General features: G+C 70.4%; 19 protein-coding genes. 12 read left to right on the forward strand and 7 right to left on the reverse strand.

The window, feature by feature from the left end; genetic code table 11:
- Nucleotides 1–26 precede the first annotated feature (26 nt).
- The 8 genes from MCHT01_RS08710 to MCHT01_RS08745 all read left to right on the forward strand — a co-directional run bounded on the left by MCHT01_RS08710 (nucleotide 27) and on the right by MCHT01_RS08745 (nucleotide 7,767).
- The gene (locus tag MCHT01_RS08710) at nucleotides 27–1,199 is read left to right on the forward strand and encodes a DegT/DnrJ/EryC1/StrS family aminotransferase (RefSeq protein WP_067064689.1); all 1,173 of its coding nucleotides are present in this window, start codon (nucleotides 27–29) and stop codon (nucleotides 1,197–1,199) included.
- Nucleotides 1,178–2,251: a glycosyltransferase gene (locus MCHT01_RS08715; RefSeq protein WP_067064691.1), complete on the forward strand. Its 1,074-nt coding sequence runs from the start codon at nucleotides 1,178–1,180 to the stop codon at nucleotides 2,249–2,251. Before MCHT01_RS08710 ends, MCHT01_RS08715 begins: the two co-directional genes overlap by 22 nt.
- Nucleotides 2,248–3,162, forward strand: coding sequence for a formyltransferase (locus MCHT01_RS08720; RefSeq protein ID WP_067064692.1), 915 nt, complete (start codon nucleotides 2,248–2,250; stop codon nucleotides 3,160–3,162). Before MCHT01_RS08715 ends, MCHT01_RS08720 begins: the two co-directional genes overlap by 4 nt.
- Before the next feature lie 91 nt (nucleotides 3,163–3,253).
- Complete coding sequence (locus MCHT01_RS08725; RefSeq protein ID WP_067064694.1) at nucleotides 3,254–4,315, forward strand: bifunctional UDP-4-keto-pentose/UDP-xylose synthase; 1,062 nt, start codon at nucleotides 3,254–3,256, stop codon at nucleotides 4,313–4,315.
- Between the two features lie 59 nt (nucleotides 4,316–4,374).
- Entirely contained in the window at nucleotides 4,375–5,268 is an 894-nt protein-coding gene (locus tag MCHT01_RS08730) for a polysaccharide deacetylase family protein (protein WP_067064696.1), read from the forward strand.
- A gap of 95 nt (nucleotides 5,269–5,363) precedes the next feature.
- Nucleotides 5,364–6,185, forward strand: a complete 822-nt coding sequence (locus tag MCHT01_RS08735; RefSeq protein ID WP_067064700.1) for a TMEM165/GDT1 family protein — start codon at nucleotides 5,364–5,366, stop codon at nucleotides 6,183–6,185.
- Nucleotides 6,182–6,397, forward strand: a complete 216-nt coding sequence (locus tag MCHT01_RS08740) for a hypothetical protein (RefSeq protein WP_067064702.1) — start codon at nucleotides 6,182–6,184, stop codon at nucleotides 6,395–6,397. The genes MCHT01_RS08735 and MCHT01_RS08740 overlap by 4 nt, the downstream gene beginning before the upstream one ends.
- Nucleotides 6,398–6,573: 176 nt before the next feature.
- Nucleotides 6,574–7,767: a DUF4382 domain-containing protein gene (locus tag MCHT01_RS08745; RefSeq protein ID WP_067064703.1), complete on the forward strand. Its 1,194-nt coding sequence runs from the start codon at nucleotides 6,574–6,576 to the stop codon at nucleotides 7,765–7,767.
- A 70-nt stretch (nucleotides 7,768–7,837) separates the two neighbouring features.
- Here MCHT01_RS08745 and MCHT01_RS26715 read toward each other — a convergent pair whose 3' ends face one another.
- From MCHT01_RS26715 to MCHT01_RS08765, 4 genes are all read right to left on the reverse strand, one after another.
- Complete coding sequence (locus MCHT01_RS26715; protein ID WP_084452222.1) at nucleotides 7,838–8,404, reverse strand: cohesin domain-containing protein; 567 nt, start codon at nucleotides 8,402–8,404, stop codon at nucleotides 7,838–7,840.
- An 8-nt stretch (nucleotides 8,405–8,412) separates the two neighbouring features.
- Nucleotides 8,413–11,034 carry a phosphocholine-specific phospholipase C gene (locus tag MCHT01_RS08755; protein ID WP_067064707.1) on the reverse strand — a complete coding sequence of 874 codons (2,622 nt, stop codon included), beginning with the start codon at nucleotides 11,032–11,034 and terminating at the stop codon, nucleotides 8,413–8,415.
- A 227-nt stretch (nucleotides 11,035–11,261) separates the two neighbouring features.
- A complete protein-coding gene (locus MCHT01_RS08760) occupies nucleotides 11,262–12,173 on the reverse strand; it encodes an alpha/beta fold hydrolase (protein ID WP_067064708.1) in 912 nt (303 codons plus the stop codon).
- Between the two features lie 187 nt (nucleotides 12,174–12,360).
- A complete protein-coding gene (locus MCHT01_RS08765) occupies nucleotides 12,361–13,302 on the reverse strand; it encodes an alpha/beta fold hydrolase (protein ID WP_067064713.1) in 942 nt (313 codons plus the stop codon).
- Nucleotides 13,303–13,456: 154 nt separating this feature from the next.
- On the opposite strand from MCHT01_RS08765, the gene MCHT01_RS08770 reads away from it, so the two are divergent.
- Nucleotides 13,457–14,758 carry a hypothetical protein gene (locus tag MCHT01_RS08770; RefSeq protein WP_245643202.1) on the forward strand — a complete coding sequence of 434 codons (1,302 nt, stop codon included), beginning with the start codon at nucleotides 13,457–13,459 and terminating at the stop codon, nucleotides 14,756–14,758.
- Nucleotides 14,759–14,901: 143 nt separating this feature from the next.
- Nucleotides 14,902–15,606 (forward strand): hypothetical protein, encoded by a 705-nt coding sequence (locus tag MCHT01_RS08775; protein ID WP_067064715.1) that lies wholly within the window; start codon nucleotides 14,902–14,904, stop codon nucleotides 15,604–15,606.
- Between the two features lie 40 nt (nucleotides 15,607–15,646).
- Here the strand turns inward: MCHT01_RS08775 and MCHT01_RS08780 are convergent, their stop codons facing one another.
- A complete protein-coding gene (locus MCHT01_RS08780) occupies nucleotides 15,647–17,884 on the reverse strand; it encodes a xanthine dehydrogenase family protein molybdopterin-binding subunit (protein WP_067064716.1) in 2,238 nt (745 codons plus the stop codon).
- On the reverse strand, nucleotides 17,881–18,345 hold the full coding sequence (locus MCHT01_RS08785) for a (2Fe-2S)-binding protein (protein WP_067064719.1): 465 nt from the start codon (nucleotides 18,343–18,345) through the stop codon (nucleotides 17,881–17,883). The genes MCHT01_RS08780 and MCHT01_RS08785 overlap by 4 nt, the downstream gene beginning before the upstream one ends.
- A 238-nt stretch (nucleotides 18,346–18,583) precedes the next feature.
- On the opposite strand from MCHT01_RS08785, the gene MCHT01_RS08790 reads away from it, so the two are divergent.
- Nucleotides 18,584–19,780 carry a C2 family cysteine protease gene (locus tag MCHT01_RS08790; RefSeq protein WP_067064721.1) on the forward strand — a complete coding sequence of 399 codons (1,197 nt, stop codon included), beginning with the start codon at nucleotides 18,584–18,586 and terminating at the stop codon, nucleotides 19,778–19,780.
- Nucleotides 19,781–19,910: 130 nt separating this feature from the next.
- On the opposite strand, the gene MCHT01_RS08795 is transcribed toward MCHT01_RS08790, so the two are convergent.
- Nucleotides 19,911–20,879, reverse strand: a complete 969-nt coding sequence (locus MCHT01_RS08795; RefSeq protein WP_067064723.1) for an MBL fold metallo-hydrolase — start codon at nucleotides 20,877–20,879, stop codon at nucleotides 19,911–19,913.
- 471 nt (nucleotides 20,880–21,350) lie between these two features.
- Here MCHT01_RS08795 and MCHT01_RS08800 point away from each other — a divergent pair, with 471 nt between their 5' ends.
- On the forward strand, nucleotides 21,351–24,323 hold the full coding sequence (locus MCHT01_RS08800; protein WP_067064724.1) for a sensor histidine kinase: 2,973 nt from the start codon (nucleotides 21,351–21,353) through the stop codon (nucleotides 24,321–24,323).
- The last annotated feature ends 93 nt before the right edge of the window (nucleotides 24,324–24,416 follow it).

Here is a 24,416-nt window from a genome sequence, read left to right on the forward strand (position 1 = left end):
CTCGCCGACCCGCAGGACCCGACCCCATGACCGAGCCCTTCCTTCCCTTCACCCGGCCCGACATCGACGAGGCGACCATCGCCGCCGTCGGCGAGGTGCTGCGCTCCGGCTGGATCACCACCGGCCCGAAGTCGCAGGCCTTCGAGGCGCGGCTGTCCGAGTTCTTCGGCGGTCGCCCGGTGCGCTGCTTCTCCAACGGCACGGCCACGCTCGAGGTGGCGCTGCGCGTCGCCGGCATCGGCCCCGGCGACGAGGTCATCACCACGCCGCTGACCTGGGTCGCGACGGCCAACGTCATCGTCGCGGTCGGCGCGACGCCGGTCTTCGTCGACGTGGACCCGGTGACCCGCAACCTGGACCTCGACGCCGTCGAGGCCGCCATCACGCCGCGCACCCGCGCCGTGATCCCCGTCCACCTGACCGGCCTGCCGGTCGACATGGACCGCCTCTACGCCATCGCCAAGCGCCATGCGCTGCGCATCGTCGAGGACGCCGCCCAGGCCATCGATTCGCGCTGGATCGGTGCCGGCGACACCGGCGAGGGCCGCCGCATCGGCGCCTTCGGCGATCTGGTGAGCTTCAGCTTCCAGGCCAACAAGAACCTCACCTGCGCCGAAGGCGGCTGCCTGGTGCTCAACACGCCGGAGGAGGCCCGTCACGCCGAGCGTCTGCGCCTGCAGGGCATCGTGCGCAGCGGCTTCGACGGGCTGGAGATGAGCGAGCCCGGCGGCAAGTCCAACCTCAGCGACGTGCACGCCGTCATCGGCCTGAGCCAGATGGACCGCCTGCCCGCGATCACCGCGCGGCGCGCCGTGCTGGCGCAACGCTACCTGGACCGCCTGAAGGCGAGCGGCATCGAGGCGCTGGGCGTCGAGCTGCCGCCCGCGCTGGCGACCACCGGCGCCATCACCAACTGGCACATGTTCCAGGTGGTGCTGCCGGCCGATCGCATCGACGGCGGCCGCGCGGCGGTGATGAGCCTGCTCAAGGACGCCGGCATCGGCGCGGGCGTGCATTACCCCGCCGTGCATCTGCTGGACTTCTATCGCCGTCGGGGCTGGCGCGAGGGCCAACTGCCGGTGGCGGAGCGCATCGGCCGCGGCACCCTGACGCTGCCGCTGTTCCCCGCGATGTCCGACGAGGACGTCGACCGTGTCTGCCAACAACTCGAGCGCGCATGCCGTCTCCTGCTCACCTGACCCCCGCGGCCACCGCGCCGGCGCTGTCCATCCTGATCCCCGTCTACAACGAGGAGGGCGTGCTGGACGCGCTCTTCGCGCGCCTGTATCCGGTGCTCGACGCGATGGGCGAGCCCTACGAGATCATCTTCATCAACGACGGCAGCCGTGACCGCTCCGTCCCCATGCTGCGCGAGCAGTTCCAGCGCCGGCCCGACGTGACGCGGGTGGTGCTGTTCAACGGGAACTTCGGCCAGCACATGGCGCTGATGGCGGGCTTCGAGCATGCCCGCGGCGAGATCACCATCACGCTGGACGCCGACCTGCAGAACCCGCCGGAGGAGATCCCGCGCCTGGTCGCCGCGATCCGCGAGGGGCACGACTATGTGGGCACGGTGCGCCGCCAGCGTCACGACACCGCCTTCCGGCGCGTGTCCTCGCGCCTGATGAACCGCCTGCGCGAGCGCATCACCCGCATCGAGATGACCGACCAGGGCTGCATGCTGCGCGCCTATGACCGCGCGCTGGTGGACACGCTCAACGCCTGCCAGGAGGTCAACACCTTCGTGCCGGCGCTGGCCTACACCTTCGCCGCGTCGCCGACCGAGATCGAGGTCAGCCATGAGGAGCGCCACGCGGGCGAGTCCAAGTACTCGATCTACAAGCTGCTGCGCCTGAACTTCGACCTGGTGACGGGCTTCTCCATCGTGCCGCTGCAGTGGTTCTCGCTGCTGGGCACGGCGCTGTCGGCGGCCTCGGGCTCGCTGTTCCTGCTGCTGGTGATCCGGCGTTTCCTGTTCGGCGCGGAAGTGGAGGGCGTGTTCACGCTCTTCGCGCTGCTGTTCTTCCTCGTGGGCATCGTGCTCTTCGGCATCGGCCTGATGGGCGAGTACGTCGGCCGCATCCAGCAGGAGGTGCGCCGCCGGCCGCGCTACCGCGTCAGCGCGGTGCTGCAGGCCGCCCCGGACAGCGGCCCCGTGTTCACCGACGGCGCTCGCGCGGCCGCTCCGGCGGACACCGCTGGCGCGCTGGGGGCCAGCGCCGTCGCCGGTGCCAAGGAGATCACCTCGTGAGGGCCGTCGTCTTCGCCTATTCCAACGTCGGCGACCGCTGCCTGCGCGTGCTGCAGGCCGGCGGCGTGGACGTCGCGCTGGTGGTCACCCACCGCGATCATCCCGGCGAGAAGCTCTGGTTCGCCCGCGTGGCCGACACCGCCGACGAGCTCGGCATCCCGCGGCTCTACGGCGACGATCCGCAGGATCCGGCGCTGGCCGAGGCCGTGGCCGCCGCGAAGCCGGACGTGATCTTCTCGTTCTACTTCCGCTCGATGCTGCCGGCGTCGCTGCTGTCGCTGGCGCCAGGCGGCGCCTACAACATGCATGGGTCGCTGCTGCCCAAGTTCCGCGGCCGCGCGCCGACCAACTGGGCGGTGCTGCACGGCGCGACCGAGACCGGCGCGACCCTGCACCTGATGGTCGACAAGCCCGACGCGGGCGACATCGTCGACCAGCAGGCCGTGCCCATCCTGCCGCGTGACGACGCGCGCCAGGTCTTCGACAAGGTCTGCGTCGCGGCCGAGATCACGCTGTGGCGCGTGCTGCCGGCCCTGATCGCCGGCCGCCCGCCGCGCCGCGCCAATCCGCTGGCCGACGGCAGCTACTACGGCGGCCGCAAGCCGGAGGACGGACGCATCCACTGGGATCGTCCCGCCGTCGAGATCGATCGCCTGGTCCGTGCCGTCGCCCCACCGTATCCGGGCGCCTTCGTCGAGATCGACGGTCGCCGGCTGATCGTCGCCCGCGCGCGGCCCTGGGTCGACGCGCCGCTCCCCCACGACACGACGCCCGGCCTGCGCCTGATCGACGGCGAGCCCGCCGCGATCTGCGGCGACGGCCAGGCGCTGCGCGTGCTCGAGGTGATCGAGCTCGGCGAGCCCCTCGATGCCGAGGCCCTGCGCGCCCTGTGCGCCGGGGCCGCGCGCTGAAGCCTGTCCGTTTCCGTTCTTCCTGTTCCCTGAGCTCACACGGGGCTTCCCACGAGGCCCCGACCGATCCCTCCAGACGAGAGTCGACCCCATGAAGTCCCCCAAGAAAGTCCTCATCCTCGGTGTCAACGGCTTCATCGGCCACCACCTGACGCGCCGCATCCTGGACACCACCCCGTGGGAGGTCTACGGGATGGACATGTCCTCCAGCCGGCTGGGCGACATGATCGATCACCCGCGCATGCACTTCTTCGAAGGCGACATCACCATCAACCGCGAATGGATCGAGTACCACGTGCGCAAGTGCGACGTGATCCTGCCGCTGGTGGCGATCGCCACGCCCGCGACCTACGTGCGCGAGCCGCTGCGCGTCTTCGAGCTCGACTTCGAGGCCAACCTGCCCATCGTCCGCTCGGCGGTGAAGTACAAGAAGCACCTGGTCTTCCCGTCGACCTCCGAGGTCTACGGCATGTGCGCCGACACCGAGTTCGATCCCGAGAACTCGCCGCTGGTCTACGGCCCGATCAACAAGCCGCGCTGGATCTATGCCTGCAGCAAGCAGCTGATGGACCGCGTGATCCACGCCTACGGCCAGGAACAGGGGCTGAACTACAGCCTGTTCCGCCCGTTCAACTGGATCGGCGCGGGGCTGGATTCGATCTTCGAGACCAAGGAAGGCAGCTCGCGCGTGGTGACCCAGTTCCTGGGTCAGATCGTGCGCGGCGAGTCCATCCAGCTGGTCGACGGCGGCCTGCAGAAGCGCGCCTTCGCGGACATCTCCGACGGCGTCGACGCGCTGGTGCGCATCATCGCGAACGAGGGCGGCACGGCGAGCGGCCGCATCTTCAACGTCGGCAACCCGGACAACGTGCTGTCGGTGCGCGAGCTGGCCGAGCGCATGCTCGCCATCGCGGCCGAGTACCCCGAGTACGCCGAGGTGGCGCGCGGCGTGAAGCTGGTGGAGACGACCTCGGCCAACTTCTACGGCAACGGCTATCAGGACGTGCAGGCGCGTCAGCCCGACATCCGCATCACCCGCGAGGTGCTGGGCTGGGAGCCGCGCGTGGACGTGGACGCCTCGCTGCGCCGCATCTTCGAGTCCTACCGCGGCATCGTGGAACAGGCCCGCGGCCTGGTCGAGGCCGCGGCGTGACGAGCCGCTCGATGGGCGACCTTGTCGGTCCGATTCGCGGTGACGAGGCGCGCTGAAGCATGGCTCGCATCGCGCTGAAGGTCGACGTCGACACGCTGAGAGGCACCGTCGAAGGCGTTCCGCGCCTGATGGAGATCCTGCGGCGGCACCGGGTCTCGGCCACCTTCCTGTTCAGCCTCGGCCCGGACCACACGGGCTGGGCGCTGAAGCGGGTGTTCCGCCCCGGCTTCCTGACCAAGGTCTCGCGGACCTCGGTGGTCCGGCATTACGGGCTGCGGACGCTGATGTACGGCGTGCTGCTGCCGGCGCCCGACATCGGCCGCCGCGCCGCCGAGCCCATGCGGGCCTGCGCCGCGGCGGGGCACGAGTGCGGCCTGCACGCCTGGGACCACGTGCTGTGGCATGACCAGGTCCGCCACCGCGACGAGGCCTGGACGCGCCGTCAGATGGGGCTCGCCTACGACCGCTTCGGCGAGGTCTTCGGCCGCGCGCCGAGCACCCACGGCGCGGCGGGCTGGCAGATCAACGACGCCGCCTGGCGCCAGATCGACGACTGGGGCATGGCCTATGCGTCCGACGGGCGCGGGCGCGAGGCCTTCCATCCGATGGTGAATGGGCAGCGGCTGCGGCACGTGCAGATGCCGACCTCGCTGCCGACCTTCGACGAGCTGATCGGTCTGGACGGCGTCGAGGAGCAGACCGTGGACCGCGCGCTGCTGGCGCGCACCGAGTCGGACCAGGATCAGGTCTTCACGCTGCATGCGGAGCTGGAAGGGGGCGAGCTCGCGCCCGTCTTCGACCGGCTGCTGGCCGGCTGGAAGGCGCAAGGGCACGTGCTCGGAACGATGCGCGACCACCACGACGCGCTGCCGGCGATCGGCACCGCCGCGGCGCCCCTGCACTGGGGCACGGTGCCCGGCCGCAGCGGCGAGCTGGCGCTCAGCGCGGCCTGAGCGGGCCGCGCGCGGGCCGGGACGGTCGATGACGACCGCGACCCGCTGACGCCGGTGATCGAGATGGATCGGAGTCAAACGACGAGGAGCCCCGCATGAGCGCGCTGTCCAGTGCATTGCCGGCGGTGAGCGCGGCCTTCGCGGCCTCGCTGGTCGAGGTGGTGGAGGCCTTCACCATCGTCCTCGCCGTGGGGAGCACGCGCGGCTGGCGCGCGGCCTGGGTCGGCACCGGCGCGGCGCTGGCGCTGCTGGCCGGCCTCGTGGCCGCGATCGGTCCAGCGCTGCTGAGGATGCCGATCCATGCGCTGCAGCTGGTGGTCGGCGTGCTGCTGCTGCTCTTCGGCCTGGGCTGGCTGCGCAAGGCCATCCTGCGCGCGGGCGGGGTGCTGGCGCTCCGCGATGAGGCGGTGCTCTACGAGCGCGCGACGCGGGAGCTCGGTGCCGAATCCTCGGCAACGGCAACGGCAACGGCAACGGCAACGGCAACGGCAGCGGCAGCGGCAAGCGGAACAGCAGGCGGCGCGCGACGGCGGCTCGACTGGATCGGCGTCGTCACCGTGTTCAAGGCGGTGTTGCTGGAAGGGCTGGAGGTCGCGTTCACGGTGCTGGCCGTGGGCGCCGGTCACGGCCTGATCGCCGAGGCCTCGCTGGGTGCGGCGGCGGCGTGCGCGTTGGTGCTGGTCGTCGGCATGGCGCTGCGGCGGCCGCTGGCGCGGGTGCCGGAGAACGGACTCAAGTTCTGCGTCGGCGTGCTGCTCACGGCCTTCGGCGTGTACTGGAGCGGCGAAGGCCTGAGCCTCTCCTGGCCCGGGGCCGAGCTGGCGCTGCTGGGGCTGATCGCGCTCTTCGCGATCGTGGGACTGGGGACCGCGAGCCTGCTGCGGCAGCTGTCGGTCCAGCGGGAGTCGCGCGCATGAGGCTGCTCATCGACGTGATCCGCGAGCTGTTCAGCATGTTCTGGGCGGACGCGGGCCTGTGCCTGGGCGCGCTGGTGGTCGTCGCGATCGCCGGCGGCGGCCTGTGGTCGGGGCTGCTGCCCGCGGGCGCGGCGCTGGGGCTGCTGGTCGTCGGCACCGTCCTCACGCTGCTCGCGAGCGTGTGGACGGCGGCGCGTGCGCGTCAGCGCTGATCGCGAGTGCGGCCCCCCGCACGGGCGCACGGGGCCCGGACGCAGCGGCGAGCTGGTTGCATCTGGTGATGTTTGAGCGCACTTCGGGGGCTGTCAGAGGCGCGCGGCAGGCGTAGCCTGTACGGGCCAAACGGTGGGCCCGTCGTCCAGGCAGGGCCGCCTGACAAGGAGATCTCATGAAGCTCCCCCACGCATGGGTCGCGGCCGTCGCGGTCGCCTCCGTCCTCTCGCTCTCCGCCTGCGGCGGAGGTGCCGGCGGCGATGGCTCGATGGCCACCGCCAGCGGCATGGGCACCCTCGGCCTCTCGCTGACGGACGCACCGAGCTGCGGCTTCGACCACGTGAACGTGGCCATCCAGAAGATCCGGGTCAACCAGAGCGCCACGGCGGCGGACACCGACGCCGGCTGGACCGACCTCACGTTCACCACGCCCAAGCGCGTGGACCTGCTCACGCTGACCAACGGCGTGCTCAGCACGCTCGGCCAGATCCCGCTTCAGGCCGGCCACTATTCGCAGTTGAGGCTGGTGCTCGCGGCCAACGACAGCGCGAACCCGCTGCTGAACTCGATCGTTCCGACCGGCGGCAGCGAGGTCGCGCTCGACACGCCCAGCGCGGTGCAGAGCGGCGTGAAGCTCAACGCCGACATCACCATCGCCGCCAATCAGCTCGCCGACTTCGTGCTCGACTTCGACGCCTGCAAATCGGTGGTGACGGCGGGCCACTCCGGCAAGTACCTGCTCAAGCCGGTCGTCGCGGTGACGCCCAACTTCATCTCGGGCGTGAGCGGCTTCGTCGACGCGACCCTGGCCAACGGCGCGACCTCGGTGTCGATCCAGCAGGGCGGGGTGGTCGTGAAGGCGACGGTTCCGGACTCGACAGGCAAGTTCCTGTTGCAACCGGTCGCGCCGGGCAGCTATGACCTCGTCATCACCGCACCCGGGCGCGCCACCGACGTGATCACCGGATTGACGGTGACCGCGTCGACGGTGACCTTGCTCAACAGCGCCTCGAGCGCGGTGACGCTGGGGGTCTCGTCCAGCGCCACGGTGGCCGGGACGGTGACGACCGGTGCGACGCCGATCGACGCCGCCGTACGCGCGACGCAGACGCTGTCCAACGGCGACAGGATCGAGGTCGCCACCCGCGGTGTCGACGCGGCCACCGGCGCCTACAGCATGGTCTTGCCCGTGGGCGCCACCATGGTCGCGGCCTACATGGCGCCGCAGGGCTTGCTCGGCTTCGGCGCGGACGCGAGCGCGACGGCGAAGTACGGCCTCGAGGCGAGCTCCGGCGGCAGCACCAAGACAGCGGGACCGCTGACGCTGAGCGCGGGCGTCACGACCACGACCAACTTCAGCTTCCCCTGAGCGACGCCCGCGCCAGAGGCGGCCGAGCGTGATGGCGCCGCACGCGGCGCGCCCCGCGATCAAGTGTCGGTCACGCCCGACCCGGCTTGCGTCGCGCGGTGAAGCCCAGCGCGCCCAGGCCCAGCGCGGCGAGCAGGAACGATGCCGGCTCCGGCACGGCGCTGATCGCGAGCTGGACGGAGGCGTTGAGCGGCTGGGGATGGCTCCACAGGTAGCTCAGGCCCTGGTTCAGATTGCCTTGATCGCTGATCAGGCTGATCTGCGCCAGACCGGCCTGCAAGGTGTCGAAGTGCAGCGTGCCGAGCAGCAGCGAGGCCTGGCCGTTGTTGGCGACACCCGGGAAGCTCGATGCGCCGAAGGTGCCGGCGCCCAGCCAGGGGCTGTCGTCGTCCCAGCCCGCGGCCGGCGTGAAACGGCCGAAGGACAGCAGCGCGCTGTCGTAGCTCAGCCGGAAGCCGAAGGAGAGCAGTTGCTCGTTCGCCGCCAGGCCCGCGAACGGGTCCGTGAGCTGGATCAGCAGGTCCACGCCTTCGCCCGCCTTCGCCGGGGCCGACGGGGTCAGGGTGACGGTCGAGGCCTGCGCGGCCAGGGACGAGAGCGCCAGCAGCGTGGCGGCCATCAGGGGTTTGAGGCTCATGTCGGTTCTCACAGGGTGCTGAAGAGCTGGTACCAGACGCGGTAGTCCGCCTGGGTGATGCACTTGTCGCCGTCCATGTCGGCTAGCGGCTCGAAGCGCGCGTCGCCGGAGCAGCTGCCGATCGCGTTGCGCAGCGTGTCGCGGTCCGCCGCGGTGATCGCGCCGTCGCCATTCACGTCGCCGTTCTTGCGAATGCGGACGGACAGGCGCGGCGCGGCCTCGCCGTAGCCGTCGTTCAGGAACAGGCCCAGGAAGTAGTCGCCCTCCGGCTGACCCGCCAGCGAGAACACCTGCGATCCCGCCGGGCTCGCGACGTAGTTCCATTTGAGCGAGCCCGGACCGCCGGGCGTCATGCCGACGCGGTACAGGCCGATCCAGTTCGTCGTGCCGGACGGCAGGCCGGTCCAGCTCAGCGACACACCGCCACCGAGGCGGACGCGGTCGACGTCGGCCTTGAAGCTGGCTGTCGGCTGCGTCGGCGGCAGCACCGGCGGCGCGTTCCAGGTCACCTGGCCCAGGCCGTTGAGCACCGGGTCGGTAAAGTCGAGGCCCGCGCCTTCGACATGGCCTGCCAGGCGGCGCCAGAAGGCGCTGTCGCCGTCGACGGTGACGACCAGGTCGTACCAGCCGTAGCTCGCGGTCACCGCGCGCACGTGATCGCGGCTCGAGCCCGCCGGGACGTCGATGGTGACCACCGTCCGGTCGCCGTAGGCGTTGTCGGTGACACGGAAGCGCATGGGCTGCGTGCTGGCGTTGCGCAGCGTCAGCGTGAGGCTGGCGCTGGCGGGCTGTTCCTTCAGCGAGGCGGCGGCCAGACGACCGATGCCGTCGAAGCTCATGCGGAACTCGCGCAAGAAGCCGTTGTCGCCCTGGACCGCCAGCTGCATCGCGGCGCCGGACCAGTTCCAGACTTCCTGATCGATGCGCTTGCCCGGCTCCACCGTGTAGTGCCACGGGCCGTCGGTGCGCAGCGTCGAGTAGACGATGTAGGCGGCCGTCGTCGATCCCTCGTTGCCGAAGCTCAGCGCGAACTGGCGCGCGTTCGTGGCGGCGATGCCGTCCACGGTCGAGCGGTAGGGCAGAGGCGCGGCCCGGCGCGGCACGCCGGTGGCGGCCTTCTCCTGGCGCGGCAGGCTCTGCACCGTCGGCGGCAGGGCGTCCTTGGAGCCCCAGCCCTTGAAGTACACCGCGCTGGTCGGCACGCCGGACGGGAAGGCGGCATCGCCGGACTTGAAGTCGAAGGCGCTGGTCATGTCGCCGCAGACGGCGCGGCGCCACGGCGAGATGCCGTTGCACTGCACGCTGGCGCGCGGGTAGCCCAGGCTCACCAGCCACTCCTCGGTGAAGCGGATCAGCGAGGTGTGGTCGAACAGTTGCGAGCAGACGCGGCCGCCCTTGCTCCAGGGCGAGATCACCATCGTCGGCACGCGCGGGCCCAGGCCGATGGGTTGACCGCCGGCGATCTCGCCTTGCGTCGCGTTGGCCAGGGTCGTGCGGCCGCGGTCCGCACTCAGCGGCGCCATGACCGAGGGCATGTGGTCGAAGAAGCCGTCGTTCTCGTCGTAGGTCAGGATCAGCGCGGTCTTGGACCAGACCTCGGGCGACGCCACCAGCGCCTGCAGCAGGCGCGCGGTGAAGTTCTCGCCGGCGTTGGGCGTGGCGTCGGGGTGCTCGCAGTACTCGGACGGGGCGCAGATGTAGGACACGCGCGGCAGCTGTCCGCCGCGCACGTCGGCGGCGAACTGGTCGATCAGCCACTGGCCCGTCGTGCCCGGCGCGTTGGCCTGCGTCGATCCCGCCGCCAGCGCGCGACCGCGGCGGTACAGGGAGGAGGCGGGGGTCAGCTTCTGGCCGTTGGCGTCGACGCGGAAGTTCTTGAAGTACTGGAGGTAGTTGTCGCCGTAGTTGTCCCACTCCTGGTAGACCTTCCAGCTCACGCCGGCCGACTCCAGGACCTCGGCGTAGGTGGGCCACTCGTTGCCCTTGCCGGCCGGGTTGTCATTGGCGATGTCGCCGTTGTAGACCCCGTTGGTGACGTTGTAGAGCTTGGCGTCGGCGATGCCCGTCATCACGCCGTTGCTGTTGCCGCTCAACGCGTAGAAGCGGTTGGGATCGGTGGGGCCGAAGATCGAGCAGTGGTACGCGTCGCAGACGGTGAACGCGTCGGCGAGGGCGTAATAGAAGGGCAGGTCGGTGCGGTCGAAGTAGCCCATCGAGCGGGCGGACTTCTTCGGGACCCAGACGTTCCAGTCCTTCCAGGCGGTCTCGGTGCCCTTCCAGCTGTGGTCCAGGCCGACGCGCAGCGCGTTGGTGTTGCGCGTGTCGAAGTGGTAAGGCAGGACTTGCGAGCCCAGCGCCGTGCCCGGCTGCATCCACACCGGCTGACCGCTGGGCAGCGCGATCGGGCGCGGATCGCTGTAGCCGCGCACGCCGGACAGCGTGCCGAAATAGTGGTCGAAGCTGCGGTTCTCCTGCATCAGGATGACCACGTGCTCGATGTCCGCCAGCGTGCCGGTGGCGTTGTTGGCCGGGGTGGCGAGCGCGCGCCGGAGGGTCTGCGCGAAGGCGTGGCTGCTGGCCATGCCGGCGACGGCGGCGGTCAGGAAAGTCCGACGAGATGTCGTGCTCATGAAGCTTCACCTGGGGAGGTCGTGAAGCGCGTGATTTTTTTGGCGCAGGAAGTCAGCGCCGTGAAGGATCGATGTCGAGCGGTAACGCTTCGTTGGCGGCGTGCGATTGGGAGACGGCGGTCTCCGGCCCCTTCAGGCCCAGGCCCCGCGGTCGGGTGAGCCGCAGCGAGGGCGCAGCGCCGGGCATAGGGTGTCGGACGCCGGTCCGAGGCGCCCCGGGCCCAGGGTCAGGACTTGCGCAGGAAGGCGTCGATCTCGCGTGCGATGAGCTGGGGCTGCTCGTGCACGATCCAATGCGTGGCGCCGGGGACCTTCAGGACCTCGAGGTCCGGCACGTAGTCCTCCAGGCCGTCGAGCAGCCCCGGCAGCAGGGCGGTGTCGTCCAGCGCCCAGAACACCAGCGTCGGCACGTCCACCGTGAGGCGCTCGCGCGGGAGCACGGGGATGACGTCGACGGTCTGGCCCGGCAGCGGCGGCTTGAGCGGCGTGACGCGGTAGAGGTTGCAGGCGCCGGTGAGCCCCTGGTCCCAGACCTCGCGATAGCGCTGCTTGAGGTCCTCGGTGAGCCAGCCGAAGCCGTCCGCGCCGGCCTTCATGCGGGTGAAGAAGGGCCACAGGCGCTGGTAGTCGTCGGCGGCCAGCAGCGCCTCGGCATCGGGCCGGGCGAGGAAGTTCATGTAGGCGCTGGCCTCGCGCTGGACCTCGCTCTCGCGCAGCTCCCGCGACAGCGTGCCCGCGTGCGGCGAGTTGAGGATCACCAGGCGGCCGGTCTGCGCCGGGAAGGCGTTCGCGAAGCCCCAGGCGAAGGCGCCGCCCCAGTCGTGCGCCACCAGCGCGGCCATGCGGCTGTCGGCCCGCTCGGTGGCGACGAGCTGCTGGATGTCCTGCACCAGCAGCTGAGGCTTGTAGGCAGCGACCTCGGTCGGGGCGCTGGACCGCTCGAAGCCGCGCAGGTTGGGCGCGACGCAGCGGTAGCCGCCATGCGCGGGGTCGGCGAAGTAGGTGAGGAGCTCGTCCCAGATGAAGGCGGCTTCGGGGAAGCCGTGGAGGAACACGATCAGCGGCCGCCCCGGCTCGCCGGCGGCGCGGCAGCTCAGGGTGATGCCGTTGGGCAGCGGGCGCTGGAAGGTCTCGATCATGGGCGGCTCCGGGGCTTTGGCGCGACAGGGGGCCGGCCAGTGTCGCCCCGACACGGCAAGGACTCAGTCACGTGTCGGACACCGGCCGCGAACGCGAGCGGGGATCGGCCCCACGCCCAGGCCCAGGCTGTGGCGTGCCGTGCCAGGCCTGGCTCACGTCTGGCGCGCCAGGCGTGGCCCGTAGGGCTCAGCGGGAAGGTGGCGCGTCGAGGAAGTCGCGCACGGCGGGAATCACTTCCGCCGGTCGCTCCTCCAGCACCCAGTGGCCCGACCCCGGGATCACCACGCCGATCACGTCGTCGGCGACCTCCCGCATGATCTCGGCCATCCGGGGGCCATAGGACCGGCCGCCGCCGACGGCCAGCACCGGCATCGTCAGCCGACCCCGGGCCTGCAGCGCGCGGTTGTCGATCACGTCCTGGTCGAAGGCCTTGAACTGCTCGAAGGCCGCGTGCATCGCGCCGGGCCGGGCGTAGAGCTCGGCGTAGTGCTCCCGCGCGGCCTCGGGATAGCGATTGCCGGGCGCCGCGAGCTCATTCCAGAAGCGATCCAGGTAGATGCGCTCCCGGCCGGCGACGAGCCGCTCCGCGTCCGCGCCCCAGAACGACCAGTGCCAGACGGCGTGCCGCCGGGCGATCTCGTCCCAGGGGCCGATGCCGGGCAGCGGCGCGTCGATGAGCGCGAAGCGGCTGACGCGCGCCGGGTGGCTCGCCGCGAAGGCGTAGCCGACCATGTTGCCGATGTCGTGCGTCACCAGGGCGACCTGCCGGATCCCGAGCGCATCCAGCAGCCGCGCCAGATCCCGCGCCTGGGTCAGCTTGTCGTAGCCGCCGGCGGGTCGGGAGGACAGCCCCATGCCGCGCAGGTCGGGGACGATCACGCGGTGATGACGCGCCAGCTCGGCGGCCAGAGGCGCCCACATGTCGCCGGTCTCGCCGAAGCCGTGCAGCAGCACCACGGCCTCGCCGCTGCCGCCGATCCGGACATGGGTGCTGAGCTCGCCGGTGTCGATGTCGCGGACGCTGAAGTCGGCGGGGAAGGGCGGGAAGCCGGGTTCCGCGGCGACGCTGGCGGACGCCAGCGTGAGCGCCAGCAGGGCGGCGGAAAGTCGGGCGACCGGGTGCGACATGGGGCCTCCAGCAGGGCGTTGGAACGGCGAGTGTCCCGCGTGGCCGGTCGTCGCGCATTGCTCGAAAGAGCAGTCGCCTCGTCGGCCTTCATCGAGTGGGCGGAGCCGGCGTCGGGCTCGACAGTGCGGCGTTCTCACCCCGAGGAGCCATCCCATGTCACCGATCGCCACCGTCCGCCGTCTGCTGCAAGGCGCACTGTCACCGTCCACCCGATCACCGTCGGGGCGTCCCCGGCGCGCCGTGGGGCTCGCGGTCCTGGGCTTCGGCCTGGTGGCCTCGTCGGCGATGGCCGCGACCGTGAAGTCGGCGGGCGCCATGACCTTCATCGACGCCGACACCCTGGTCGTGGCCGATTGGCGCGGCGGCCAGCTGCACGCGATCACGCTGCCCGCGGTGCCGGCGGGCGCGCCGGGCTACTTCAATCTGAGGAACGTGTCTGCCTCGATCGCCCGCGCGCTGCGCGTCGACGAGCGCCGGCTGCGCTTCGAGGACATGGCCGTGCGCCCCGGCAGCGAGACCGCGTACATCACGCTGTCCATGGGGCAGGGCGCGGGCACGCCCAAGCCGGCGCTCGTCGCCGTCGACACGAGCGGCCAGGTGAGGGTGGTCGACCTCGCGCGCGCGCCGCATGTGTCGGTGCCGCTCGGCCAGATCCCCGGGCCCGACAAGCACCTGTGGCGCGACACGCCGATGGCCGCCTACACGGTGACCGACATGGCCTACCGCGACGGCAAGCTCTACGTGGCCGGGCTGTCCAACGCGAGCTTCGCCTCCGCGCTGCGCGTCTTCGACTATCCGTTCAAGGCCGAGGCCGCCGTCGCGAGCATCGAGATGTACCACCCGGTCCACAACCAGATCGAGACCCGCGCGCCGATCCGCAAGATGGTGATCGCGGACCTCAACGGCGTGCCGACGCTGGTGGCGGCCTTCACCTGCTCGCCGCTGGTGACCATTCCGCTGAAGGATCTGAAGGACGGCGCGCACATCGCGGCCAAGACCATCGCCGAGTTCGGCTGGGGCAGCGCGCCGGTGGGCATGGTGCAGTTCGACGCCGGCCAAGGGCCGATGGTGCTGCTGACGCATTCGCACAAGTCGGCCGACCTGATGGCCGTCACCGACATCGCTGACGCCTCCACCCAGCCCGGCGTGACGACGCCCATCAAGTGGCCGACCGAGCCGACGCTGGGGCTGAAGTCCATCTACGTGCCGCTGGCCGGCGTGGCCAAGCTGGACAACCAGGATGCCAATCTGCTGGCCGCGCTGCGCCGCAACGAGGCGACGGGCGCGATGGAGCTGGTGTCCATGCGCAAGGGGCTGTTACTGAGGCTGAGCGACTTCGTCAACGAGTACGACTTCGCGGACTTCCGCTACGAGCCGAAAGATGCGTGGCGCGACGCGCACCGCATGCTGCGGACCGACGAGGGGTATGCGGACCTGGCTCCGCCGAAGCCATGAAACGCGGTGGGATGAGGGTCGCGGCAGTCGCGGGGCTCGCCTTGATGCTGGGAGCGACTGCGACTGCGACTGCGACTGCGGCCGAGGCTGCCACTGCGCGTGCAGCAGTGGCTGGAGCTGGCGCTGGCGCTGGAGCCGACATCGTGGCACCGGTCGAGATCCATCCGGCGGGCGCGACGATTCCCGAGAACCTGCTGCGCATCGAGCTGCGCTTCGGGTGGCCTCAACCGATGCCGTTCGACGTGCGGCGGCTGACGCTGCTCGACGCGTCGGACCGGGAGATCCCTGGCGCTCTGCTGGACCTGACCCTGCCCAGCGCGGACGGGCGCCGGCTGACGGTGCTGATGGACCCGGGACGGATCAAGCAGGGCGTCGGTCCGAACCTCGATGCCGGCCGCGCGCTGCGGGCCGGAGACACGGTGCGGCTCCGCGTGGACGGATTCGGCGGCCATCAGCCGTCGGTGGTCAAGACCTGGCACGTCACACCGGCGGTGACGACGCGGCTCGACACCGCTCGATGGCGCATGACCGCACCGCGCGCCGGCAGCCGGGAGCCGCTGCTCGTGGATCTGCAGGCGCCGATCAGCTCGACCGGCGAAGCCTTGATCGCGGTGCGGGACGCAAGCGGTCGGCGCGTCGAGGGACGGACCTCCTTGGGCCACGGCGACACGCAATGGCGGTTCACACCGGACCGGCCGTGGCGAAAGAGCGCCTACGAGCTGGTCACGCATCCGGATCTGGAAGACCCCGCTGGCAACCGCAGCTGCGCGGCCTTCGAGCAACGGCGTGCGAGCGAGGTCCGCTGCGACTCGGCCGCGCGGGCGCCCCGTCCGCTGACGCCGCGGTGACGACGCGCCCATGGCCCCGTACCGGCGGGCCACGCCGAGATCAGGCGAAGTCGACGTGCTTGCCGAAGGGCATCTCGCGGAGCCGGACCCCAGTGGCCGCGAAGATCGCGTTGGCCAGCGCCGGCGCGGCCGGGGGCACCGGGGGCTCCCCGGCCCCACGCACCTTGCTGCCGCGCTCCAACCCGCGCACGACGATCTCCGGGCATTGATGCAGCCCCATGCCCTGGTAGGCGTGGAAATTGGATTGCTGCGCACGACCGTCCGCGTAGGTGATCTCGCAGTTCATGGCATGCCCCAATCCCCAGATGACGCCGCCCTTGACCTGGTTGTCGAAGTTGACCGGGTCGACGACCTTGCCGACATCCAGCGCGACCCAGACCTTGACGATCCTGAGCCCGCGCGGCGTCCGCTCGACCTCGACCACCTGCGCGCACGGCACGCCGAAGGACTCGACGAACGCCACCCCGCGGCCGCGCCCCTTCTCCGGCCTCGCGCCCTGCCAGGCCGACATCTCGCCGACAGCCTCCAGGACGCCGCGCGCGACCGGTTCACGTGTCAATCGCAAGCGCTCCAGCAGCGGATCGGCACCGGCGGCATGGATCAGCTCGTCCAGGAAGCCATCGGCGAAGAAGCCCGCGGACGAGGCGCCGACGGAGCGCCATGAGCTGGTCGGCGCGAGCTCCGGCACACGGTAGGCGCGCATCCGGAAATGCGGCAGCGCATAGGGGAGATTCCAGGCGCCAGCGGCGATCTGGCCATCCGGGCCGGGGACCGACTGTCCGACGCGGCCCATCTGCGAGGCGCTGGCCGACACGGACGCGATGTCGAGCGACAGCGCGTCGACCTGTCCGTCCTTCACGCGGCCGCGCGCGCGGCTCATGCTGATCTGGCGCGGAAAGTCCTGCGCGAAGTCCTCTTCCCGGCTGAAGGTCAGCTGGATGGGCACGCCCGGCATCTGCCGCGCGATCTCGGCGGCCAGCGTGATGTTCTCGAACTCGAGTCGATGACCGAAGCTGCCGCCGCAGTACTGGTTGTGCAGATGGACGGCCTCGACCGGGAGCCCCGTGATCTTCGCGACCTTCTCCTGGGCGAAGCGAGGGGCCTGTGAGCTGACCCAGACATCGACGCGGTCCGGCTTCATCTGGACGACCGCGGACAGCGGCTCCAGCGGCGCGTGCGCGAGATAGGGCGCCTTGTAGGTCGCGCTGAGCGCCGAGGCGTCCAGCGCGGCATCGACGTCGCCGTCGTTCCGCCACTGCTTGTCGAGCCGCTCCGGCACGAAGGACTCGGCCACGGCGCGCCAGTGGTCGGCCTGTTCGGCGGGGTAGGGGGCCGGGCCCCAGTCGGCCTTGATGGCCAGCGCGGCCTGGAAGGCGCGCCAGGTGTTGTCGGCGATGACCGCGACACCGTGGGTCACCGGCACGATCTGCTTCACGCCACGCATCGCCTTGGCGTCGGTGGCGTCGTAGGAGAGGACGGGCCCGCGACGCGGGTTCAGCTTCACCGCGGCGTGCAGCATCCCGTCCAGCCGAAGATCGATGCCGAACTTCAGCGCGCCCGTCGACTTCGGGACGATGTCCAGGCGCGGCATGGGCCGCCCGATCAGCTTCCACTCGGACGGGTCTCGCAAGCGCGGGTCCTGAACCGGCGCGATGCGGCCGGCGTCCTGGGCGAGGGCGGTGTACGCGATCCTCCGGCCGTCGGGCAGGACCACCGCCCCGTGATCCGTCTTGAGCTGGGCGACGGGAATGCCGGTCTGCCTGGCGGCGGCGGCCTTCAGCGTCTCCCTGGCCACCGCGCCCGCCAGGCGCAGCTTGTGGAAGCTGTCCGGCACGCTGCTGGAGCCACCGGTGATCTGGAGCCCCATCACCTTGAACAGCGCACCCATCACCCCGCGTACGGCCTCCGCCGAGGTGCCGGTGTCGGTCGAGAGGAACGGGGCCTGCTCCTCGGCGATGGCGGTGTTGAAGTAGGCCGCGCTCGGCGGCCCGGTCTCGACGGTGAACTGTCCCCAGGCCAGGTCCATCTCCTCGGCGATCAGGGCGGCCTGCATGGACCGCGCGCCCTGGCCCAGGTCAGTGTGCGGCGCGATCAGCGTGACACCGGTACGGTCGACCTTGACCCAGGGATTGAAGATCGCGCTGCCGTCCGGCGCGCCGTCGAGCAGCGGATTGGCGGGCGTTCGACGGACCAGATAGGTGCCGAAGACCACGCCGCCCGCGATGGCCGCCGAGCCCACGAGGAACGCGCGACGCGCGATACGACCCGCGCGGCTCACGTCGCCGCTCCGGAGAGGAGGCGCGAGGCGGCCTTCACCGCCTCACGGATCCGGGGATAGGTGCCGCAGCGGCACAGGTTGGCCGACATGGCCGAATCGATGTCGGCATCGGACGGGGACGGATTGGCCGCGAGCAAGGCCGCGGCGGTCATGATCTGCCCCGACTGGCAGTAGCCGCATTGCGCCACCTGATGCTCGATCCAGGCGCGCTGGACGACGTGGAGCGCGCCCGGCGCGCCCAATCCCTCGATGGTCGTCACGGTACCCTGGACCTGGCCCACGGGCAGGGAGCAGGCACGGACAGGGACGCCGTCGATGTGGACCGTGCAGGCGCCGCAGACGGCGATGCCGCAACCGTACTTGGGGCCGGTGATGTCGAGCTCGTCGCGCAGGACCCAGAGCAAGGGCATCTCGGGTTCGACGTCCAGCTCGTGGTCCTTGCCGTTCACGTTGAGTCGCATGAGGTTCTCCTTGCCCCGGACTCTAAGCCCAGCGATCGCGAACCGTGGTTTCCGGACAGTCAAGCCGAGTCAGGACCCGCATCCTCTCCCTTGTGGAAGCCACCCCCACGCTCCGCCGGCTCACCCCTAGATCGCACGTTGAGGGCGTCGATCCCGCCGCATAAGTTGGCACTCGAGCGACGCGCGGTGCCCGGATCCCTCGGGCCATTCGCTGGCATCGCTTGCAAGGGAGACTGCAATGAATGAGACCAAAGTTGGCCTGGCCAATCCGTATGCCGTCGCGGAACTCGCGCTCGGCCGCAGCGTGCGATGGAAGGCGATCGCCGACCGCGATGCCTTCGTCAAGAAGACGCTCGGGGCCTCCGTCGAGGAGCTGTCCGCGCCCGTCGCCGGCAACCTCCTCGTGAGCGGCCTGGCCGACACCCAGGGCGCGCTCGCGGGCCTCCAGGAGATGAAGACGGAACAGCGGGTCAAGGCCGTCGGCCAGCTCGCCAAGGCCGGCCCCATGCAGGCCATGCTCACGAAGTTGTCGCCCGATGCGCTGTCGCGCGTGGTGGGCGCGCTTGCCGGCGGTGACAAGTCGCCCCAGGCCGGGAAGGGGCCCGAAGCCCCGGGCTACACGCCTCCCGGCGCCGTCTGGGCCGACCCGGGTGATTTCTTCGAGGAGGCCGCCGAGTACTTCGACCCCGTCCAGGGCGCGCTCGGCGATTGCTACCTGATTTCCGCGCTGTCGGCGGTCGCGTGGTCGCGTCCCTACCTGATCATGCAGCGCACCCGGGCCACCGGCGCCGCGACCACCGCCTTCGTCGATCGCATCGACTTCTATTCCGGCGGCCTCAAGACCATGGAGGTCTCCGAGCGGGTCCCGCTCGTCAACAGCACCAACGCCTGGATCTACGCCCGGTCCTCCGAGGCCGGCGAGATCTGGCCCGCGGTCTACGAGAAGGCCTTCGCCAAGTGGAAGACCAACGACACCACCGACGAGCCCAACTACGGGCCGATCGCCGGCGGCTGGCCGGTTCAGGCCACGACGGAGCTGACGAACCTCACGGGCGTCACCAAGACCTGCTCGGCGCTCAGCGAGGACGACATCTGGACCGCCGTTCGCTCCAACTGCCTCTCGTACCGCACCTTCAATCCGATGACCGCGTGGACCTTCTGCCAGACGCCGTCACCGGTGGACTACGGCGGCACCGGCATCGTCGGCTATCACGCGTACACCATCCTGGGCTGGGCTTACGTCAACAACACCAAGTACATCGTGCTGCGCAACCCGTGGGGTTACAACGGCGCCGTCATCAACAGCCTGCCCGGGAACTGGGCCGCTTACGACCAGAGCTTCTGGCGCTCCGTGCCCCTGAACGCCGGGGGGGTGTTCGCCATTCCGGCGGCCACCTTCAAGAAGTACTACTGGCAGTTCGGCTGGGCGAGCTGAAATGAAGTCCGGGCCAGTCGCTGTGAGGCGAACTGGCCCGGACTTATTCGGGGGAGGGCCTACGACGTCGCCGGGCGCGCAATCACCATCGACGTGCTCTTCGAGTCTTGGGGTCCGACAAGCCCAAGCATCAATGAGTCGCCGCCGCCTCGTAATTCACCGGGACCCACTCGAACGTATCGGCGACCCGTCGAAAGTGGCCGACGCCGGGGAATGAGAGGTGCGCCGCGGCGATGAGGTAGCGGTTCTCGGCGGCGGACTTCAGCACACTGGATCGCGAGACGCGCGCCGCGGCGCCATCGGTGTCGTACTTCACCGTGACGTCCGGATGCGGCAGCTGCAAGGCCGCGACATGAATCAGGTCGCCGATCACCAGCAGCGTCTGGTCCTGACTCGTGATCGCGTAGCTCAGATGGCCTGGCGTATGCCCAGGCGACGTGACCGCCGCGATGCCATCCCCGATGGGCCCCGCGCCCGTGATGACCTGGAGCCGTCCCGCCGCCTTGTAGGGCGCGATCGACGCCACGGCCGCATCGAAGAAGCTGGCGAGGAACGCCGGCGCCCGGGCCTTGGCGGCACTTGAGCTCCAGTAGTCGACATCGACCTTGGAAGCGCGAACCACCGCATTGGGAAACACCGCCCGGCCGTTGCTCGCGAGACCGCCCACGTGATCCTTGTGCAGATGCGTGATCAGCACCAGGTCCACCTGTTCAGGCGAGTACCCGGCGGCCTTGATCTGCTGGACGACCTGCCCGCAGCAGTCGCCGTACAGGGCGCCCGCGCCCGCATCCACCAGGATCAGCTTCTTGCCCGTGTTGATCAGGAAGGCGTTGATCGATCCGACAGGCGGCTTGCCGAGAAAGTCATGCTCGAGCGCCTGGTCGATCTGCGCCTCGCTGGCCCCCACCATGACGGAGTCGACAGGGAAGGGATGGGTCCCGTCCGACAGCGCCGTGACGTCCAACTGGCCGACCTTGAATCGATAGAAGCCCGGGGGCGGGACCGTCGATACGTCAGCCGCGGCCATGGCTGTGCTGCAGGCGAGGGCGGCCAGCAGTGATGCGGCCAGGCGTCGGGCGAAGGGAGTGGCGAGATGCATGAACGCTTCCGGAGCGGGGTGGAGCGAGAGATCGTGGCCGGACCGGCTGGGCAGGAACAGCCCCAAAGGGATGAAGGAGCGGCCTACCGAGGGGGCCGACCGTCTCGCCCTGTCTGACCACGCGCCCGGCATCCCGGCGCGCATCGTCGCGACGGCGGGTTGGGAATCTCTCCATTTCGGACTAGGTCTTTCTGATGAGCGGCGGCACTCTCCCCTTGGACATTCGCGCCCCGAGGAAGCTGCGGACACTTTCGGTCTACGTCGCCAAGCTCCCCCGACCACCGTCGCCCGCCGCGCGCTCGATCGCTCATCCGCCGGATCGCACGAGGCATCGGCGCGCCTTCAATGAACTGCCTGACCCTCAAGCTTCCTGCTGCCACTTCGCCTCGGCGATTCGTGGCGTGGCGGCCATGGCGGTGGCTGGCGCCGCGACTCCTTGCGATCTGGTGGCTCGCCGCGGGAGCGGCGCCCATGCCCCCCGCGCTGGCGGAGTTCAAGCACGAGTCGTGGGCCATTGAACGGGGCGCGCCGAGCCGAATCAACTCGATCACCCAGACCAGAGATGGCTTCCTGTGGATCGGAAGCGTCGAAGGGCTGTTCCAGTTCGACGGCGTGAGCTTCGAGCCCATCCGCATGGGCGGGGCCTCCCCGCAGCGGCTGGTGGTCTCCAGCCTTCAGGCCGCGCGGGCCGGCGATCTCTGGGTCGGATTGGCGCGAGGGCGGGGCGTGGCCGTCTACCGCGATGGCCGGCTGGACGACGCGCGAATGCCGCATCCCTCGCGCGAGGTCACCGACATCGAGGAGGACGCCGAGGGCGGCGTCTGGGTGGCGCGCGGGGGCCGCAGCACGCAGGTGCTGGCGCGGTTCTTTCAAGGCCACTGGCAGGAGTTCGGACCCGAGAGTGGCCTGCCCGAGCAGCCCGCCTGGAACTTGCACGTCGCGCGCGACGGGACGATCTGGGTCGTGCTCTCCCACGCCTTGGCCTATCGACGCCCGGGCGAGCCGCGTTTCCAGTTGAGCGGGGAGGGCGTCGGACCTCGCGCGAGCCTGACCGAGGACGCCGCGGGCCACCTCTGGATCTCCGATGCCAAGGGCATGCGGATGGTCGGCGGAGCGATGGAAGGTCTGCCGCATTTCGCGCATCCCACACCGACTGGCGGGACCCGGATGCTGTTTGATCGGCAAGGTGATCTCTGGACGACGACCTGGAACAGCGGCGTGCGGCGGATCCGCGCGCCGGATCCGCGCCCTGCCGCGGGCGAGGCCACCTCGCGCGCGGTCGCGTCGTTCAACGCCAGCGCGGGACTGACCTCCGACCAGACCCGCGCGCTGTTCCAGGATCGCGAAGGCAACCTCTGGATCGGCACCGAGCTCGGCCTGGACCAGCTTCGATCGGCCCCTGTCGTCGTCGACCCCGACCTCCCGCGCAACTCGCCCACGAGCTATCGCATGGCGGCCGCGGACGACGGCGCGGTCTACGTGGCCGATGCCCAGTCGCTTCACGCGATCCTGCCTGGACAGGCGCCGCGGCAGGTCCTGGCGAACCAGACGCCGGCCGAGGCGCTCTGCGCGGCGAAGGCGGGGGGCGTGTGGCTGGTCCTGGGCGATCGTGTCCTGCGCTTCGACGCCGGCGTTGTGGAGCGCCGTGCGAAGCCCGTCGGGACGATGGCTTATGGCTGCGCCGAGGACCGCGAGGGCCGGCTGTGGATGCCCGCGCTGGACCGGGGCTTGTACTGGTTCCGAGGCGCCTGGCAACGATGGGATGAGCCGGTCCCGTCGCCGTCGCTGCCGGCCAATATCACCCTGGACGCGAATGGCCGCGCGGTCGTCCTGTTCCGCGAGCGGCCTCCTCCAGGCGTGCTGCCGTTCATGGCACTGGACGCGACGCAGTCCAAGGCGGGTGGCATCGAGGGGCTCCTCGCGACGGACGGCGGCATCGTGGTGAGCGGCAGTCAAGGCATGGCCCTGCAAGGCGACCCGGCCGCGGCGCTGCTGTCGGAGGCGGTCGCCCCCTGGGCCTCGTCGCTCAACGGATTGGCGCAGACGGCGCAGGGCGAGACCTGGGCGATCGGCGACGCGGGCATCGTGCAACTGAAGTCGGGTGATCTGGCGCGGGCCCTGCGGGGTGGGGGCGATCCGCCTCATCGCGTGCTCGGATTCCAGGACGGACTGAACAGCTTCGTGCAGAAGGCCCCGGGTGCGCAGGTCGCCGTGGGAGGCGACGGGCGCGTGTGGTTCCTGACCCGGCGAAATGTCGTCCGAATCGCTCCCGAGGCGCTGGCCCCCAATCCGGTGCCGCCGCCGGTCGTCGTGCGCGCGATCGAGGTCAACGGTCGGCCGATCGTGCTCGGCGCCCATGTCGAGCTTCCCGCGGGCACGACCACGGCTCAGGTCGCCTACACCGCGCTCAGCCTGACGGTGCCGGGGCGGGTGCGCTTCAGCCATCGCCTGCTCGGGGCCGACGATGCCTGGTCCGCGTCGACGCCGCAGCGTCAGATCGTGTTGTCCGATCTCCGGCCGGGCGACTACCGGTTCGAAGTCCGCGCCAGCAACAACGATGGCTTGTGGAGCGAGCTGCCCGCCACGGTCGCCATCACGATCCCGGCCACCTTCACCCAGACTCTGGGGTTCAAGCTCGGTGTCGCTCTCGCCGTGATGGTGCTCATCGGCGTCGTCTCGATCCTGCGAATGCGACAGGTCCTGGCCCGCATCCGCGATCGGGATGCCGAGCGCCTGCGCGAACGGGAGCGCATCTCGAGAGACATGCACGACACGCTGCTGCAGAGTGTGCAGGGGCTGCTTCTGCACTTCCAGTCGGTGGCCGATCGGTGGCGACCGGATGCGCGGATTCAGCAGGAGCTGAACAAGGTCGTGGAGCGTGCCCAGTCCGTCCTGAGCGACAGCCGCGACCGGCTTCAAGGTCTGCGACGCGCGGGCGCCGGCCACGGCGATCTGGAGCAGGCGACGAGGCGCCTCATCCAGGACCACCCGTTTGCACCGACGACCTTGGTCACGGTGGAGAGCAAGGGGCCCGCCAGAAGCCTGCGTCCCGGGGTCTTCGACGAGCTGCTGCACATCGTGGGGGAAGCGCTCTTCAACGCCGCGCAGCATGCGCACGCCACCGAGGTTGGCGTCCACCTGGACCATGGCCGCCGTTGGCTGACCGTCGAGATTCGGGACAACGGGGTTGGCCTGGACGCCGTGAAGCTGGCTCAGGCGTTGGCGTCCGGGCACTTCGGGATGCGGAGCATGGTCGAACGGGCGCGGCAGATCGGCGCGGACATCGAGTTCGATCGGCATGGGGAATCGGGAACCCGCGTGGCGCTTCGCATCAAGGCCGCGATCGCCTATGCGGTGCAGGTGGACGGCGGCCGGTCCGTCGCGCCGTCCGACCACGGGAAAAAGGGGATCGAACGCACCGATGAGCGGCCCCGACCGTCGTGAGCACCTCCGCGATCCAGGGCACACGGCAGGAAAACCTTCCTCATTTCGAGTGGATGCTTGTCGCCGCGCGGGACTGATCCGAATCGGTCGCGC

The sequence above is a fragment of the Mitsuaria chitosanitabida ATCC BAA-476 = NBRC 102408 genome (assembly GCF_001598255.1).
GTDB classification, from domain to species: Bacteria; Pseudomonadota; Gammaproteobacteria; order Burkholderiales; family Burkholderiaceae_C; genus Roseateles; species Roseateles chitosanitabidus.